17 protein-coding genes are annotated in these 14,576 nt (G+C 60.8%); 9 read left to right on the top strand and 8 right to left on the bottom strand.

Annotation, left to right across the window (positions count from 1 at the left end):
- Positions 1-14: 14 nt before the first annotated feature.
- Genes J5J83_RS21395 through J5J83_RS21385 form a run of 3 tightly spaced genes read right to left on the bottom strand, consistent with a single transcriptional unit; the run spans position 15 to position 2,824 of the window.
- Entirely contained in the window at positions 15-1,091 is a 1,077-nt protein-coding gene (locus J5J83_RS21395; RefSeq protein ID WP_212352107.1) for a c-type cytochrome, read from the bottom strand.
- Complete coding sequence (soxC, locus tag J5J83_RS21390; protein ID WP_212352105.1) at positions 1,075-2,412, bottom strand: sulfite dehydrogenase; 1,338 nt, start codon at positions 2,410-2,412, stop codon at positions 1,075-1,077. The genes J5J83_RS21395 and soxC overlap by 17 nt, the downstream gene beginning before the upstream one ends.
- Before the next feature lie 52 nt (positions 2,413-2,464).
- A complete protein-coding gene (locus J5J83_RS21385) occupies positions 2,465-2,824 on the bottom strand; it encodes a metalloregulator ArsR/SmtB family transcription factor (protein ID WP_212352103.1) in 360 nt (119 codons plus the stop codon).
- A 261-nt stretch (positions 2,825-3,085) separates the two neighbouring features.
- On the opposite strand from J5J83_RS21385, the gene J5J83_RS21380 reads away from it, so the two are divergent.
- A complete protein-coding gene (locus J5J83_RS21380) occupies positions 3,086-3,388 on the top strand; it encodes a c-type cytochrome (RefSeq protein ID WP_212352101.1) in 303 nt (100 codons plus the stop codon).
- Positions 3,389-3,403: 15 nt separating this feature from the next.
- Entirely contained in the window at positions 3,404-4,678 is a 1,275-nt protein-coding gene (locus J5J83_RS21375; RefSeq protein ID WP_212352099.1) for an NAD(P)/FAD-dependent oxidoreductase, read from the top strand.
- Positions 4,679-4,770: 92 nt separating this feature from the next.
- Here J5J83_RS21375 and J5J83_RS21370 read toward each other — a convergent pair whose 3' ends face one another.
- Genes J5J83_RS21370 through coaBC form a run of 4 tightly spaced genes read right to left on the bottom strand, consistent with a single transcriptional unit; the run spans position 4,771 to position 7,580 of the window.
- A complete protein-coding gene (locus tag J5J83_RS21370) occupies positions 4,771-5,391 on the bottom strand; it encodes a c-type cytochrome (protein ID WP_349251933.1) in 621 nt (206 codons plus the stop codon).
- A gap of 52 nt (positions 5,392-5,443) precedes the next feature.
- On the bottom strand, positions 5,444-5,902 hold the full coding sequence (locus J5J83_RS21365; protein WP_212352097.1) for an NUDIX domain-containing protein: 459 nt from the start codon (positions 5,900-5,902) through the stop codon (positions 5,444-5,446).
- A 7-nt stretch (positions 5,903-5,909) separates the two neighbouring features.
- The gene (gene dut, locus J5J83_RS21360) at positions 5,910-6,359 is read right to left on the bottom strand and encodes a dUTP diphosphatase (protein WP_212352095.1); all 450 of its coding nucleotides are present in this window, start codon (positions 6,357-6,359) and stop codon (positions 5,910-5,912) included.
- A 21-nt stretch (positions 6,360-6,380) separates the two neighbouring features.
- Positions 6,381-7,580, bottom strand: a complete 1,200-nt coding sequence (gene coaBC / locus J5J83_RS21355) for a bifunctional phosphopantothenoylcysteine decarboxylase/phosphopantothenate--cysteine ligase CoaBC (protein WP_212352093.1) — start codon at positions 7,578-7,580, stop codon at positions 6,381-6,383.
- 46 nt (positions 7,581-7,626) lie between these two features.
- Here coaBC and radC point away from each other — a divergent pair, with 46 nt between their 5' ends.
- The 3 genes from radC (at position 7,627) to rpmG (ending at position 8,877) form a co-directional block, all read left to right on the top strand.
- Positions 7,627-8,304: a DNA repair protein RadC gene (gene radC, locus J5J83_RS21350; protein WP_212352091.1), complete on the top strand. Its 678-nt coding sequence runs from the start codon at positions 7,627-7,629 to the stop codon at positions 8,302-8,304.
- Between the two features lie 116 nt (positions 8,305-8,420).
- Complete coding sequence (gene rpmB, locus J5J83_RS21345; protein ID WP_212352089.1) at positions 8,421-8,657, top strand: 50S ribosomal protein L28; 237 nt, start codon at positions 8,421-8,423, stop codon at positions 8,655-8,657.
- Positions 8,658-8,709: 52 nt separating this feature from the next.
- Positions 8,710-8,877, top strand: coding sequence for a 50S ribosomal protein L33 (rpmG, locus tag J5J83_RS21340; RefSeq protein ID WP_108949189.1), 168 nt, complete (start codon positions 8,710-8,712; stop codon positions 8,875-8,877).
- A 130-nt stretch (positions 8,878-9,007) separates the two neighbouring features.
- Here the strand turns inward: rpmG and J5J83_RS21335 are convergent, their stop codons facing one another.
- Positions 9,008-9,211 carry a cold-shock protein gene (locus tag J5J83_RS21335; RefSeq protein ID WP_212352087.1) on the bottom strand — a complete coding sequence of 68 codons (204 nt, stop codon included), beginning with the start codon at positions 9,209-9,211 and terminating at the stop codon, positions 9,008-9,010.
- Positions 9,212-9,602: 391 nt separating this feature from the next.
- Here J5J83_RS21335 and clpS point away from each other — a divergent pair, with 391 nt between their 5' ends.
- From clpS to aceA, 4 genes are all read left to right on the top strand, one after another.
- Entirely contained in the window at positions 9,603-9,911 is a 309-nt protein-coding gene (gene clpS / locus J5J83_RS21330) for an ATP-dependent Clp protease adapter ClpS (RefSeq protein WP_212352086.1), read from the top strand.
- Positions 9,912-12,194, top strand: coding sequence for an ATP-dependent Clp protease ATP-binding subunit ClpA (gene clpA / locus J5J83_RS21325; RefSeq protein ID WP_212352084.1), 2,283 nt, complete (start codon positions 9,912-9,914; stop codon positions 12,192-12,194).
- A 158-nt stretch (positions 12,195-12,352) separates the two neighbouring features.
- Positions 12,353-12,832 (top strand): ribonuclease E activity regulator RraA, encoded by a 480-nt coding sequence (rraA, locus tag J5J83_RS21320; protein ID WP_212352082.1) that lies wholly within the window; start codon positions 12,353-12,355, stop codon positions 12,830-12,832.
- 319 nt (positions 12,833-13,151) lie between these two features.
- A complete protein-coding gene (aceA, locus tag J5J83_RS21315; RefSeq protein ID WP_212353543.1) occupies positions 13,152-14,465 on the top strand; it encodes an isocitrate lyase in 1,314 nt (437 codons plus the stop codon).
- Positions 14,466-14,576: the final 111 nt, after the last annotated feature.

Here is a 14,576-nt window from a genome sequence, read left to right as displayed (position 1 = left end):
TCCTCGTTGAATTATCACTGCGCTTTCGCGCCATCCAGAATCCACTGAACGAGCTGCTTCAGTTCCTCGTCCTTCACGTGGCCTTGCGGCGGCATGGGCACCGCCCCCCAGGCACCTTGCCCCCCCGCCTTGATCTTCGCCATCAAGCGCGTACCGGCATCGGCCTGCCCCTTGTATTTTGCCGCAACATCGCTATAGGCCGGCCCGACAATCTTGTTCGCGACGCCATGGCAGGCCATGCACCCCTTTTCGTTCGCCAGCGCCAGTGCGGCGGCAGCAACAGAAGGCGTGGCCGCAGCGGCGTCCTGGGACGGGTCACCAGTGTGCTTGCCGCGGGTCTGACCCACCGGGCGGTTCTGCTCCGCCAGATTGCCGTGCGCATCCTGAGCGTAGGCCGGCAGGAAAGACACCACTTCGACGTCCTTCTTGCAGTCCTTCATGCACGCAAGGTTCCGTGTATCGGGCTTGCCCCCATTGCCGATACCGCCGGCGGCCGCAGATGCCCCCGGCCACATGCCATGATCCGTCGTCATGCCGTTGCGGTTGGGCATGCGCGCCTGTACTTCGGCAATGTTCTGATCGCTCAACTCGAAATCGGCGGGCACGACCTCGGCCAGATTCAGCAGATAGGCAACGACTGCATAGACCTCGTCGGGCTTGAGCGACTTCGGTGCAGTCCACGGCATGGCACGCTGAATATAGTCGAACAGGGTCGATACCGTCGCCACCTTCATCAGCGTCGTTCGTTGCGGAAAGGAGCCGGTGATCAACGCCTTTACGTGACCGGTCTTGATGTCGTCGACCGTCGTGCCACCGACGAGCGGCGTGAAGACTTCGTTCGACTCGCCGAAGGCGCCGTGACAGCTGGCGCAGTTTTTCTCCCACACCTCTATGCCCTGGTCCACCGTGCCCCTGCCCTTCGGCAAGCCCGTGAAATCCGGGCGCACGTCGATATCCCACGCCTTGACCTCCGCCGCCGTGGCGGCCCTGCCAACCCCTTGATAACGGTCGAGAGCGACGGCGGGCGCCACCACAGCCGCCATCGCGCCGGCCAAGGCAAGCGCGTTCAGCGTCTTAGAGAACCTGGACATTGCTCACCTCCCCGGATTCGACCACCTTCCACGACTGGATGGCATTGTTGTGATAGATCGACTTTGTTCCGCGTGCGGCGCGCAGTTGCCCGTACCCAGGCTGCACGAACCCGGTTTCATCTGCCGCTCGCGACTGCAGGATCGCCGGCTTGCCGTCCCACACCCAGTCGATGTTGAATCGCGTCACCGCCTTCGACAACACCGGCGTTTCCAGGCGTGCCGGACGCCAGTTGATGCCGCCGTCGGTCGACACGTCGACACGACTGACCTTGCCGCGTCCGGACCAGGCCATGCCCGAGATGTTGTAGAACCCCTTGTCGAGCAGGATCTGCCCACCCGACGGAGTGGTGATGACCGATTTGCACTCCTGCACGGAGGTGTATTGCCGATGCTGACCGTCGGGCAGCAGGTCCATGTAATGTACCGCTTCGTCCTTGGTGGCCCAAGGCTTGTCACCGACCTCGATCCGACGCAGCCATTTCACCCAGCTCACGCCCTGCACGCCGGGCACGACCAGACGCAACGGATAGCCGTTCTCCGGGCGCAGCATCTCGCCATTCATGCCGTAGGCGACCAGCACCTCCCCCGACTCCACCAGCTCCATTGGGATCGTTCGCGTCATCGATGAACCGTCGGCGCCCTCTGCGAGAATGAAACGCCCCTTCCTGTAATCGGCGCCGCACATGTCGAGGATGGCCTTGAGCGGCACACCGGTGAACTCGGAGCACGACAGCATGCCGTGACTGTATTGCACCGTGGGCACGGCAACGTTGCCCCACTCCATACCGGTATTGGCACCGCATTCAATGAAATGGACACGCGACACCGACGGCAGGCGCATGATGTCATCCATGGTGAATACGGAATTGGTCTTCACCAGCCCATTGATCATCAGCCGATGCGCCGACGGGTCGACGTCATGCCAGCCCTGATGGTGGCGCTCGAAATGCAACCCCGAGGGCGTGATGATGCCGAACAGCCCCTGCAATGGCGTAAAGGCCACCGAGGATCCGCCAACCCGGGTCAGGCCCGGACTCTCGCGCCGCACCAGGCCGCGCTCATACTTGGAGGGCAAGCCATATGGATGGCTGGCCACCGGCATGCCGAGACTCGTCGACCATGGCGGCAGATTCAGGATGGCCGGGTCGCCATCGCTGGCAGCGCGCGCCGCCGCCGGCGCCAGCATTGCCGCACTGGCGCCGAGCAAGGCCTTGCGCAGAAAGTCGCGCCGCCCCGCCTGCACCGCCTGAATGTCCTCGTCGGTCAGGAAATTCTCGGGCGCAGGTCTGACACGACCAAGCCTGAACTCATTTTTATCCATACGTGCGCTCCCCCACAGATTCGACCCATTCAAGATTCATTGCGTCCGCCCCTCAGTCGTGCCCTGAGCCCAGTTCCTGCTCGAGCTTCAACAAGCCTTCCCGGCGCGGAGTGCCGACATCGCTGCGTGACGCAATGCTCACGCACACGGTGCGACAGAGGTCAGCAAAGTTCGGATCCACGATGCGGTACAGCACCTGCGCGCCGTCACGTCGGCGATCTACCACGCCGGCCCGGTACAGCAGGTTCAGATGCCGCGAGGCATTCGCCTGCGCCAGCCCCGCCTTCTCCATCACCTCATTGACCGGCAATTCACCGTTGCACAGGCAATGCAGAATCTTGAGCCTGGAAGGCTCCGCGAGCATTCCGAAGTACTCGGCAACACTCTCGAAGACTTTGTTGAGCTCGTTCATCACGCCCCCGGCTTTATGCCTTGATGGAATTACTTTATGACCATACACGCATATGGTCAACTACTAATATTTGTGCAGCGCGCCATTTCCGGTCTGTCTCCGCAGCAGACATTTCCTTTAATAATCGGTGCTTTACAGCAAACCCCGGTGGGATATACTGAGCCCTTAGCATGCATCCAGCGTGCGATCCGCACACCGGAAACCCCTTGCTGTTCAGGCTGTTCGTGTTTGCGTCAATGAAAAAAACGAGAGGAGAAAGCCGTGAACCTTGCCAAGACTGCATTGATCACCCTGTGTCTGATGGGCACGACCGGACTTGTCCATGCAACAGACCCAAACCTTGCTCGCAACCTTGCGGCAACCTGCGCCAACTGCCATGGAACCAACGGCAAGAGCCTGGGCGGCATTGAAAGTCTGGCGGGGGAGCCCAAGCAGAAACTGCTGCAGAAGCTGGCCGATTACCGCTCGGGAGAAAAGCCAGCATCGGTCATGCACCAGATCGCAAGAGGCTACACCGACGAGCAACTCGATCTGATCACGACGTACTTTGCCGCGCAAAAATAGACAGGGGAGAGACAAATGCAGAACAGACGTGATTTCCTCAAGACCGCAGGCATTGCCGCGGCAGGCAGTTCCGTTTTCGGCATCGCGGGCTGTGCCGGCATGGGAAAGGGCTCGGGTGGTCATGTCGTCGTCGTAGGCGGCGGTTACGGCGGCGCAACGGTGGCCAAGTACCTGCGCATGTGGAGTGAGGGGCAGATCCGGGTGACGCTGATCGAGCGCAATACGGCCTTCGTGTCCTGTCCGGTATCGAATCTGGTGATCGGCGGCCTCAAGACCATGGCCGACATCACGATGAGTTATGACAACCTGAAATCGAGATGGGGCGTCACCGTCATCACCGACGAAGTACGCGCCCTCGACACCGCGAAGCGCACCCTGACAACCACAAACAACGGAACGATTACATATGACCACGTCGTATTGTCACCCGGCATCGACTTCATGACGGACAGCGTCGGCGGACTCAGCGGGAACGAGGCGCTCGTTCCGCACGCCTGGAAGGCTGGTCCGCAAACGGTGATCCTGCGCACCCAACTGGAATCCATGAAAGATGGCGGAATATTCGCAATACATATTCCGAAAGCACCCTATCGCTGCCCGCCAGGGCCTTACGAGCGCGCGTGTCTGGTCGCCAACTACCTGCGACAGGCCAAGCCGAAGTCCAAGGTACTGGTGCTCGACGCCAACGGCGAGATCCAGTCAAAGAAGGCGTTGTTCACCAAGGCCTTCGAAAGCTACAAGGGCCTGATCGAATATCGCCCCAACAACGAACTGCGCAGCGTCGACGCGAAGACGCGCACAGCAGAGCTCGACTTCGACAAGGTCAAGGCAGACGTGCTCAACGTGATTCCGCCGATGCGTGCGGGCGATATCGCCGCCCGATCCGGCCTGCCATTGATCAACGACCGGTGGGTCGATGTCGATTGGATCACCTACGAGGCCAAGGGGGTACCGGGCGTTCATGTCATCGGCGATGCATTGTTTCCCGCACCAACAATGCCCAAGTCCGGGCATATGGCCAACCAGCAAGGCAAGGTGGTTGCAGCCGCGATCATCAACCTGCTTGCAGGCGAGGCGCCGAATGCCTCGCCGGTGGTCATGAACACCTGTTACAGCTTCGTCGACGGAAAGAACGCCATGCATGTCGCATCGGTACATCAGTACGATGCAATCAAGAAACAGCCGATGCCGGTCGCGGCCGCAGGCGGCGTTTCGCCCGCGGCAAACGAGATCGAGGGCAAGTTCGCGCACGCCTGGGCGCAGAACATCTGGGCCGACATGCTGGCCTGAGGCAGCATCACCGTCCGTGCGACGCACCATTGCAAACGGCGCCCTGGTGGGCGCCGTTTGTGCTTGAAGTCAGCACGCCTGCGCGACCGAATTCAGTTCAGCGAGCTGATGTAGAGCGCAACGCCCTTGATTTCGAGCTCCGTCAGTTTCGACGCGATCGAATGCATGATCGCATTGTCGTTGGTTCGCGCGCGCGTGTTGAAAGAGCGCAGCTGGCGCTCGATGTATTGTGGCACCTGCCCCGCCAGACGCGGCAGTGCCGACGTGCCCAGCCCCTTGTCACCATGACAGGACGCGCAGGCGGCGACGCCCGAATACTCGTTGCCGCGACTGAAGATGAACGCGCCGATTGCCGCGAGTCCGGCATCTTCGACGGGCTGCGCGCGCGCGGGTTTCTGTTCGAAATACACACCGAGCGCAAGCATGTCTTCCGCGCTCAGATCCGCTGCCATATTGACCATGGTGTCGCTCTGCCTGCGGCCGGACTTGAAATCGCCCAGCTGCTTGGCGATGTACTGATAATGCTGGCCCGCAAGCCGTGGATAGAGCGCAGTCGTACTCTCGCCGTCGACGCCGTGGCACAGAAAGCACCGCCCGGTGCTGATCTCCTCGGCGCGCGCCAGATCGACCTGCGGGTAGTCGGCCGCGATGGCCGTGCCATGAATGCCTACAGCCATCAGTGCCGCAAACATCCTCATCATGTAGCGCTTCATTCCGCCCCCTCCCTGCCACTGCCGCCCGAACGCGAGAGATTATCAGAATCCGCTAATTTACTGAGAGATCACCCTCCGAGACGGCAATGGCCCACCCATTTTCCATGATCCAGGGAATCCGGGGCTGGTCCAGCGCTGCACGGACATAGGGCACCAGCGCATCGGGCAAGGCGCTGCGCCCGAACCATTCGAGTCCATCGCACTTGTCGGGTTCGCGGATCGCCGGCTCGCCCAGCCACGTGCGTGCGCGGACGAAAAAATCAATGCGGTTAGTGTCCGACTTGCGGTGCACCACGCCAATCAACTCGAGATCGCACATGGCGACGCGCAGGCCGGTCTCCTCCATCAATTCGCGCGCAGCGGCCTCAACGATCGCCTCACCCGCTTCGACATGCCCTCCCGGTAGGCTGTAGAGCCCATCGAAGAAGCCCGTGCCGCTTCGCCGCATCAGCAGGACACGGTCGCCCACTTCGCACAGGATGTGCACACCCGTCGGGATTCCCTGGTGCATCGCAGCTTCAGTGCTTTCCGGTACTGCCGAACCCGCCGCTGCCCCGTTCGCTGGCGACAAAGTCGTCCACGACATTGAAACCGACCTGCACGACCGGTACCACCACAAGTTGCGCAATGCGCTCCATTGGCTGGATGGTAAAGACGTCCCGCCCCCGGTTCCATACCGAGACGAAGATTTGCCCCTGGTAGTCCGAATCGATGAGGCCCACCAGATTGCCGAGCACGATGCCGTGCTTGTGCCCCAGCCCCGATCGCGGCAACACCATGGCCGCGAGGCCGGGGTCGTCGAGATGGATCGCAAGTCCGCTCGGAACAAGTGTGGTCTCGCCTGGATGAAGCAGAACGGGCGCATCGAGACACGCCCTCAGGTCCAACCCCGCTGCGCCGGTGGTGGCGTATGCCGGTGGGTGCCCTTTGAGGCGGGAATCGATCAGTTTGACATCGATACGGTGCATGACTTCTCCTTGAAGAAGGTTCTATCGCCCGCCAACGGGCGGAAGCAGGCCTGCCATGTGGTCAACGATCTGCGCGGCCAGATCTGCCTTGGCTGCACGGGGCAAGGGATGACGACCCGCATCGTCGTAAAGGACGACCGTGTTGTCATCCCCCCCCAGACCGTCCGCGACCAGATTGCCGACGAGCATGGGCAGTTTCTTGTTTGCCCGCTTGCCCTCCGCATAGGCGTCCAGATCCCGGCTCTCGGCTGCAAACCCGACACAGAAAGGCGCGTCCGACAGGGCTGCCACCTCGGCCAGAATATCCGGGTTGGGTGTCAGCGTGATGCTCATCTGTTCGCCGGATTTCTTGATTTTGTGCTCGGCTGCGAGCATGGGCCGATAATCCGCCACAGCCGCGACCCCGACGAAGACATCCGCACCGGGCAGCGCATCGAACACCGCCGCCCGCATATCGAGCGCACTGCGCACATCGACCCGCTTCACGCCCGCCGGCACCGGCAGCGCAACCGGTCCGCTCACCAGCACGACTTCGGCGCCGGCACGCGCACAGGCCGCAGCGATGGCATAGCCCATCTTGCCCGAACTGGTATTGGTGATGGCGCGCACGGGATCGATCGCCTCGTAGGTAGGCCCGGCAGTCATGACCACCTTGCGCCCGGCGAGGCGTTTCGGCACAAAGAACGCAATGACCGCTTCGAATAGCTCCTCGGGCTCGAGCATCCGTCCCATTCCGGTCTCGCCGCAGGCCTGCTCCCCGGCCGCCGGACCGACGATGGTCACGCCGTCGCCGGCCAGGCACGCGACGTTGCGCTGGGTGGCCGGATGCTCCCACATCTGGCGGTTCATGGCGGGCGCCACCAGCAGTGGAACGTCGCGTGCCAGACACAGCGTGGACAACAAGTCATCCGCCCGCCCCTGCGCCAGGCGGGCCAGGCAGTCGGCCGTGGCCGGCGCGATCAGCACCGCATCGGCGCCACGGACAAGATCGATATGAGCCATGTTGTTGTCCATGCGCGGATCCCACAGATCGGTCCACACCGGATTGCCCGACAAGGCCTGGAAGGTGACTGCCGTCACGAAGCGCGCCCCGCCCTCGGTCAGCACCACGTGAACATCTGCGCCCGCCTTTCCAAGCAGGCGCACGAGTTCGGCGGCCTTGTACGCAGCAACGCCGCCAGTCACGCCGAGAACGAGTTTTCTACCCTGCAGTCGATTCATGCCATTCAGGTTAAAATAAAATTACATTGGAATAAACGGGATCGCCATGGCAATTACCGACTGGCCCGAAAACGAGCGCCCGCGAGAAAAACTGCTCGACAGCGGCGCACACGCCCTGTCCGACGCGGAGCTTCTCGCCCTCTTTCTGCGAGTCGGCATTCGCGGCCAGACCGCGGTCGATCTTGCGCGCAGCCTGCTGCACCGCTTCGGTTCGCTCACCCGCCTGTGCAACGCCAGCGCCCAGGATTTCGCCGCCGTTCCCGGCATGGGACTCGCGAAGTATGCCCAACTGCAGGCAGTGATGGAACTGGCCCGACGCGCATTGAGCGAGCAGATGAGTGAACGCAGCCTCTTCGATTCGCCCTCCACTGTTCGCGACTGGCTGCAACTTCATCTCGGACACCTCGCACATGAAACGTTCTGCATTCTGTTGCTCGACGCTCGCAATCGCCTGATCCGGGCAGTCGACCTGTTTCGCGGTACGCTGACCCAGACCAGCGTATATCCCCGCGAAGTGGTCAAGCTCGCGCTCGGCGTCAATGCCGCAGCCGTCATTCTCGCGCACAACCACCCTTCCGGCGCAGCCGAACCAAGTAACGCGGACGAAATGCTGACGCGCACGCTGCGCGACGCGCTCGGCCTCGTTGACATACGCGTCCTCGACCATTTCATCGTGCCGGCGCATGGCCGCCCGCTGTCGTTTGCCGAGCGCGGTCTGCTCTAGCGCGTCCGGTATGCTGGAGAGCCCATCACAATGAAAACCGAGAACATACTTGCCTTACGGTCGCCACTTACGCTATCCTCCATCGTTTTCGCAATCCGAATTCCCTGGAGCATCGTATGGCTCGCGTCTGCCAAGTGACCGGTAAAGCACCGATGGTGGGAAACAACGTTTCCCACGCAAACAACAAAACCAAGCGTCGTTTTCTCCCCAACCTGCAAAACCGCCGGTTCTGGAGCGAGACCGAAAACCGCTGGATCCGCCTGCGCGTGTCCAATGCCGGTCTCCGGACGATCGACAAGAAGGGCATCGACATCGTCGTTGCCGAACTGCGTGCCCGCGGCGAAAAGCTCTAAGCCCTGGCGTTAACCCTGCGGCAGCAGCCGCAAGAACTGTACGGAGACTGCCATGGCAAAAGGCATCCGCGAAAAGATCAAGCTGGAATCAACCGCCGGCACGGGTCATTTCTACACCACGTCGAAGAACAAGCGCACCACCCCGCAGAAGCTCGAGTTCAACAAGTACGATCCGGTCGCGCGCAAGCACGTCCCGTACAAGGAAATCAAGCTGAAGTAATTCCACTCCCTCCGGGGAGTGCGCCAGGCGCGATGCAGGAGACCGAACCTGGATCCGCCAAAAAGTAAGGGCCACCACCGGTGGCCCTTACTTATTACCGGTCACGCCGCAAGGGCGCAACCGGAATGCATCAGGCGCGCTGAATATTCGAGGCCTGCTTGCCCTTCGGGCCCTGGGTCACTTCGAAAGTGACCTTGTCGCCTTCCTTCAGGGTCTTGAAACCGCTCATGGAGATGGCGGAGAAATGCGCGAACAGGTCGTCGCTGCCGTCATCAGGCGTAATAAATCCAAAACCCTTGGAGTCGTTGAACCACTTAACGGTGCCAGTTGCCATATTGCCATAATCCTTCAAAGTGACTTGGTACAGTCCGGGACCTTCCCGAACGGCGCGTTAGACATGTAGCGATTGCATCGCCCGTCATCGATGTCGGTGACCCGACACCATGGTGAACAAGCGCACATGCGCACGGCACACGAGAAACACACGTTTCGTTTTTTACGCACTTGTCCGCACAGCGTCAACGGCTATTTGCGATACGGCTATCGCTGCTGCAACGCAGCACGTTTCCACCGCAACACCCCTGGATGGCACGATTCTGGCTTCACGAAAGATGCGACCCGGCAGGTGACGCAAGGCAGGCGGCACTTGAATTACTTATTTCCATCCCGATTTCACACATGAGCACGTTGTTGCACTCTGCTTCGAGTTGATTAGAATGGGTCGCATGGGCACACAGAAACAAGACGGATTCGTACTGGAAGCAAAGCGGACGGCAACCCGTCCGCCCCCGCTGTTCAAGGTGCTTCTGCTGAACGACGATTTCACACCGATGGATTTCGTGATCGACGTCCTGCAGAAATTTTTTAGCATGGACCGCGAACGCGCCACGCGGGTCATGCTCCAAGTCCACAGAGAAGGTATGGGCGTGTGCGGTGTCTTTCCACGGGACATCGCATCAACCAAGGTGGAACAGGTGGTTTCCCATGCTCGGCAGCACCAGCACCCTTTGGTATGCGTGATGGAGGAAAATTGAATGATCGCGCAAGAACTTGAAGTCAGCCTGCACATGGCCTTTGTCGAAGCACGGCAGAAGCGCCATGAGTTCATCACGGTGGAGCACTTGCTGCTCGCACTGCTCGATAACCCTTCTGCAGCAGAGGTGCTTCGCGCCTGCGCCGCCAATACCGACGAATTACGTCGGGAATTGACCAATTTCATCAACGAGCATACCCCCAAGGTTGAAGGTGGCGACGAGATCGACACCCAGCCGACACTGGGTTTTCAGCGCGTGATCCAGCGTGCGATTCTGCACGTGCAGTCTTCCGGCAAGAAGGAGGTCACCGGCGCAAACGTGCTCGTGGCGATCTTCGGCGAGAAGGACTCGCACGCGGTCTATTTCCTGCAGCGCCAGAACATCTCGCGCCTTGATGTGGTGAATTTCATCTCCCACGGCATCGCCAAAACGCCCCAAGGTGGTGCAGCACCGCAAAATCGCAGCGAGCCGGATCAGGGTGAGCAGGAGCAGGAAGAAAAGTCTTCCGGTGGCGCACTCGAGAACTACACGCAGAATCTCAACCAGCAGGTGCTGGTGGGTAAGATCGACCCCCTCATCGGGCGCGACAAGGAAGTGGAGCGCGTCATCCAGACGCTGTGCCGCCGGCGCAAGAACAATCCGCTGCTGGTCGGCGAGGCCGGCGTGGGCAAAACCGCAATCGCGGAAGGTCTGGCCCATCGCATCGTGGAAGGCCGTGTTCCCGAGATCCTCGAGAACGCGCAGGTTTACGCGCTGGACATGGGCGCGCTGCTTGCCGGCACCAAGTATCGAGGCGATTTCGAGCAACGCCTCAAGGCTGTGCTCAAGCAACTCCTCGAAAACAAGGATGCTGTCCTCTTCATCGACGAGATCCACACGCTCATTGGTGCAGGTGCTGCATCGGGCGGCACACTCGACGCATCCAACCTGCTCAAGCCGGCCTTGTCTTCGGGCCAGTTGAAGTGTATCGGCGCGACCACGTACAACGAGTTCCGCCAGATCTTCGAGAAAGATCATGCGCTCTCACGCCGCTTCCAGAAAGTGGATGTAGTCGAGCCTTCGGTCGCCGAGACGGTCGAGATCCTGAAAGGCCTGAAATCGCGCTTCGAAGAGCACCACGGCATCAAGTACTCAGCCTCCGCACTGGCCAGCGCAGCCGAACTGTCGGCCAAGTACATCAATGACCGCCACCTGCCGGACAAGGCAATCGACGTCATCGACGAGGCCGGTGCGGCGCAGCGGATCCTGCCCAAGTCGAAGCAGAAGAAGACAGTCGGCAAGAACGAAATCGAGGAAATCGTCGCCAAGATCGCGCGCATTCCTCCGCGCACGGTCTCCAACGACGACAAGACGGCACTCAAGACGCTCGAGCGAGATCTCAAGAACGTCGTCTTCGGTCAGAACGCGGCCATCGATGCGCTCGCCAAGGCCATCAAGATGTCGCGCTCGGGTCTGGGCAATCCGGCCAAGCCGATCGGCTCCTTCCTGTTCTCCGGACCGACCGGGGTGGGCAAGACCGAAGTCGCCCGCCAGCTCGCCTATACGCTGGGTATCGATCTGGTGCGGTTCGACATGTCGGAGTACATGGAGCGCCATGCCGTCAGCCGCCTGATCGGCGCACCGCCGGGCTATGTCGGCTTCGACCAGGGCGGCCTGCTGACCGAGCAGATCTCCAAGAAGCCGCACTGCGTGTTGCTGCTCGACGAAATCGAGAAGGCACACCCCGACATCTACAACATCCTGTTGCAGGTGATGGATCATGGTGCCCTGACCGACAACAATGGCCGCCAGGCGGATTTCCGCAACGTGATCATCATCATGACCACCAATGCGGGCGCCGAGACTATGCAGAAGTCCGTCATCGGCTTCTCGGCCAAACGTGAAGCCGGCGACGAAATGAGCGACATCAAGCGCATGTTCTCGCCTGAATTCCGCAACCGGCTCGATGCGACGATTTCGTTCAAGGCCCTCGACAGCGACATCATCCTGCGCGTGGTGGACAAGTTCCTGATGCAGCTTGAAGCGCAACTCCACGACAAGAAAGTGGAGGCGCACTTCACCGACCGGCTCAAGTCCTGGCTGGCCGAGAAGGGCTTCGACCCGCTGATGGGCGCCCGCCCGATGGCGCGCCTGATCCAGGACACCATCCGCTCAGCGCTCGCTGACGAACTCCTGTTCGGACGTCTCGCAAGTGGCGGCAAGGTCACCATCGACCTCGACGAGGATGCAAAGGACGACAAGGTCAAGCTCGTGTTTGACCAGCCCGAGGTGGCCACGGCCTGACGCCGGCAACCGCTTCGCACCAGGCCATCTCGACAAGGCGCGACCTCAGGGTCGCGCTTTTTTTCGTCCGTCCGCGGCTGTTCGTACCACTGCACGCTCCATTATGATCACGGCCTCGGAACGATCACTTCATCCATTCAACGCCTCACGGAGCTCCCATGCAGATTCAGACAGCCGATCTTTGCGACGCCCACGAAGACAAGGTCAGTGTCGTCGCCCCGATGTTTCGCAGCTTTGGCGGCCAAACCGCCTTTGGCGGCGAAATCGCCACTCTCAAGCTGTTCGAGGACAATTCACTTGTGCGCAAGGCACTTGAATCGCCCGGCCGGAACAGGGTCCTGGTCATTGATGGTGGCGCCTCGATGCGCTGCGCGCTGGTCGGCGACCAACTCGCCGAACTCGGAGTGAAGAACAACTGGGCCGGCATCATCGTCTACGGCTGCATTCGCGACGCAAAAGCCATCGGCGCAATGAATCTGGGGGTCTTCGCGCTCGGCACGCATCCGCGCAAGACGGTAAAGCGCAACAGCGGCGAAACGGACATTGCAGTCACCTTCGGTGGCGTCACCTTCCAGCCCGGCCACTACGTCTACGCGGACGAAGACGGCGTGATCATTTCCGCCACCGCATTGAGTTGAGCGACAGGGCTGTCAATATGATCGACGGGGCCTCCGGATGTGCATCGCAGCACCCCAACCCCGTCTTTTCATTTCACCAGCCTGATCCGCGTTTCGCAATGTAAAACACAATTTGCAAGTTTTTGTTTTTATTAAATAAAGTTTTTTCTTATGTCTTATATAAGACATATTGCTGCTGCGCGGAATGCGCCCTATACTGTTCATCAACCGACGCAACTTTCTCCCTCGAATTCGCGCCGGTCGAAAACAACCGGTTGTACCGGCTCCCGATCCCGGCCGACCCGGATTGACCCCCTTATCAAACAGACAAGGAAGCATGATGAACCTGACCCGCGAACAGCAAATTGCCGCCCTCGAAAAAGACTGGGCCGAGAATCCCCGCTGGAACAGCGTCAAGCGCGGATACACCGCCGCTGATGTCGTCCGTCTGCGTGGTAGCCTGCAGCCGGAACACACGTTTGCCAAGCGTGGTGCAGAAAAGCTGTGGGAAAAGGTGAACGGCGGCGCGAAGAAGGGCTACGTGAATGCCTTTGGCGCCATCACGGCCGGTCAGGCCATGCAGCAGGCCAAGGCTGGCCTGGAAGCCGTGTATCTGTCCGGCTGGCAGGTCGCTGCCGACGGCAACACCTCCGAAACCATGTACCCGGACCAGTCGCTGTACGCCTACGACTCCGTTCCGACCATGGTTCGTCGCATCAACAACACCTTCAAGCGTGCCGACGAGATCCAGTGGGGCCGTGGCATCAACCCGGGCGACGCCGAGTTCATCGACTACTTCCTGCCGATCGTGGCCGATGCCGAAGCCGGCTTCGGTGGCGTGCTCAACGCCTTCGAACTGATGAAGAACATGATCACCGCGGGCGCTGCAGGTGTTCACTTCGAAGACCAGCTGGCCGCAGTGAAGAAGTGTGGTCACATGGGTGGCAAGGTGCTGGTGCCGACGCGTGAAGCCGTCGAGAAGCTGACCGCGGCTCGCTTCGCTGCCGACGTGATGGGCGTGCCGACGCTGATCCTGGCCCGTACCGACGCCGAGGCCGCCAATCTGCTGACCTCCGACTACGATGCAAACGACAAGCCCTTCCTGACCGGTGAGCGGACCCAGGAAGGCTTCTACCGCGTCAAGAACGGTCTTGAGCAGGCCATCTCCCGTGGCGTCGCCTACGCCCCCTACGCCGATCTGGTGTGGTGCGAAACCGGCACGCCGGACCTCGGCTTCGCCCGTGAATTCGCGCAGGCCGTGCATGCCGCCTGCCCGGGCAAGCTGCTGTCCTACAACTGTTCGCCGTCCTTCAACTGGAAGAAGAACCTCGACGAGGCCACCATTGCCAAGTTCCAGGACGAGCTGGCGGCAATGGGCTACAAGTACCAGTTCATCACCCTGGCCGGTATCCACCTCATGTGGTACAACACCTTCCAGTTCGCCTACAACTATGCTCGTGGCGAAGGCATGAAGCACTACACCGAAATGGTGCAAGAGCCGGAATTCGCTGCACGCGAAAAGGGCTACACCTTCGTGTCTCACCAGCAGGAAGTCGGCGCGGGCTACTTCGACGACGTCACCACCGTGATCCAGGGTGGCTCCTCGTCGGTGAAGGCACTGACCGGTTCGACCGAAGAAGAACAGTTCCACTAAGTCGAACCCGCATGCGTGGCGGCCCAGCCGCTACATATTGCTCACAGAAATGCCGCCTGGCAGCATGCTGCCAGGCGGCATTTTCTTTTCGTGGCGTCCCCCGTCAGGGTT

The sequence above is a fragment of the Azoarcus sp. L1K30 genome, assembly GCF_018122735.1.
Classification (GTDB): Bacteria; Pseudomonadota; Gammaproteobacteria; order Burkholderiales; family Rhodocyclaceae; genus Parazoarcus.
The sequence above is the reverse complement of the archived record's forward strand: the minus strand, read 5'-3'. Positions and strand labels throughout refer to the sequence as shown.

Coding starts and splice junctions, on each gene's coding strand:
- rpmB (WP_212352089.1), top strand. CDS start 8,421: ATGGCTCGCGTCTGCCAAGTGACCGGTAAAGCACCGATGGTGGGAAAC.
- J5J83_RS21395 (WP_212352107.1), bottom strand. CDS start 1,091: ATGTCCAGGTTCTCTAAGACGCTGAACGCGCTTGCCTTGGCCGGCGCG.
- J5J83_RS21385 (WP_212352103.1), bottom strand. CDS start 2,824: ATGAACGAGCTCAACAAAGTCTTCGAGAGTGTTGCCGAGTACTTCGGA.
- clpA (WP_212352084.1), top strand. CDS start 9,912: ATGATCGCGCAAGAACTTGAAGTCAGCCTGCACATGGCCTTTGTCGAA.
- J5J83_RS21335 (WP_212352087.1), bottom strand. CDS start 9,211: ATGGCAACTGGCACCGTTAAGTGGTTCAACGACTCCAAGGGTTTTGGA.
- dut (WP_212352095.1), bottom strand. CDS start 6,359: ATGCACCGTATCGATGTCAAACTGATCGATTCCCGCCTCAAAGGGCAC.
- rraA (WP_212352082.1), top strand. CDS start 12,353: ATGCAGATTCAGACAGCCGATCTTTGCGACGCCCACGAAGACAAGGTC.
- J5J83_RS21365 (WP_212352097.1), bottom strand. CDS start 5,902: ATGCACCAGGGAATCCCGACGGGTGTGCACATCCTGTGCGAAGTGGGC.
- clpS (WP_212352086.1), top strand. CDS start 9,603: ATGGGCACACAGAAACAAGACGGATTCGTACTGGAAGCAAAGCGGACG.
- aceA (WP_212353543.1), top strand. CDS start 13,152: ATGAACCTGACCCGCGAACAGCAAATTGCCGCCCTCGAAAAAGACTGG.
- coaBC (WP_212352093.1), bottom strand. CDS start 7,580: ATGAATCGACTGCAGGGTAGAAAACTCGTTCTCGGCGTGACTGGCGGC.
- radC (WP_212352091.1), top strand. CDS start 7,627: ATGGCAATTACCGACTGGCCCGAAAACGAGCGCCCGCGAGAAAAACTG.
- rpmG (WP_108949189.1), top strand. CDS start 8,710: ATGGCAAAAGGCATCCGCGAAAAGATCAAGCTGGAATCAACCGCCGGC.
- J5J83_RS21375 (WP_212352099.1), top strand. CDS start 3,404: ATGCAGAACAGACGTGATTTCCTCAAGACCGCAGGCATTGCCGCGGCA.
- J5J83_RS21370 (WP_349251933.1), bottom strand. CDS start 5,391: ATGAAGCGCTACATGATGAGGATGTTTGCGGCACTGATGGCTGTAGGC.
- soxC (WP_212352105.1), bottom strand. CDS start 2,412: ATGGATAAAAATGAGTTCAGGCTTGGTCGTGTCAGACCTGCGCCCGAG.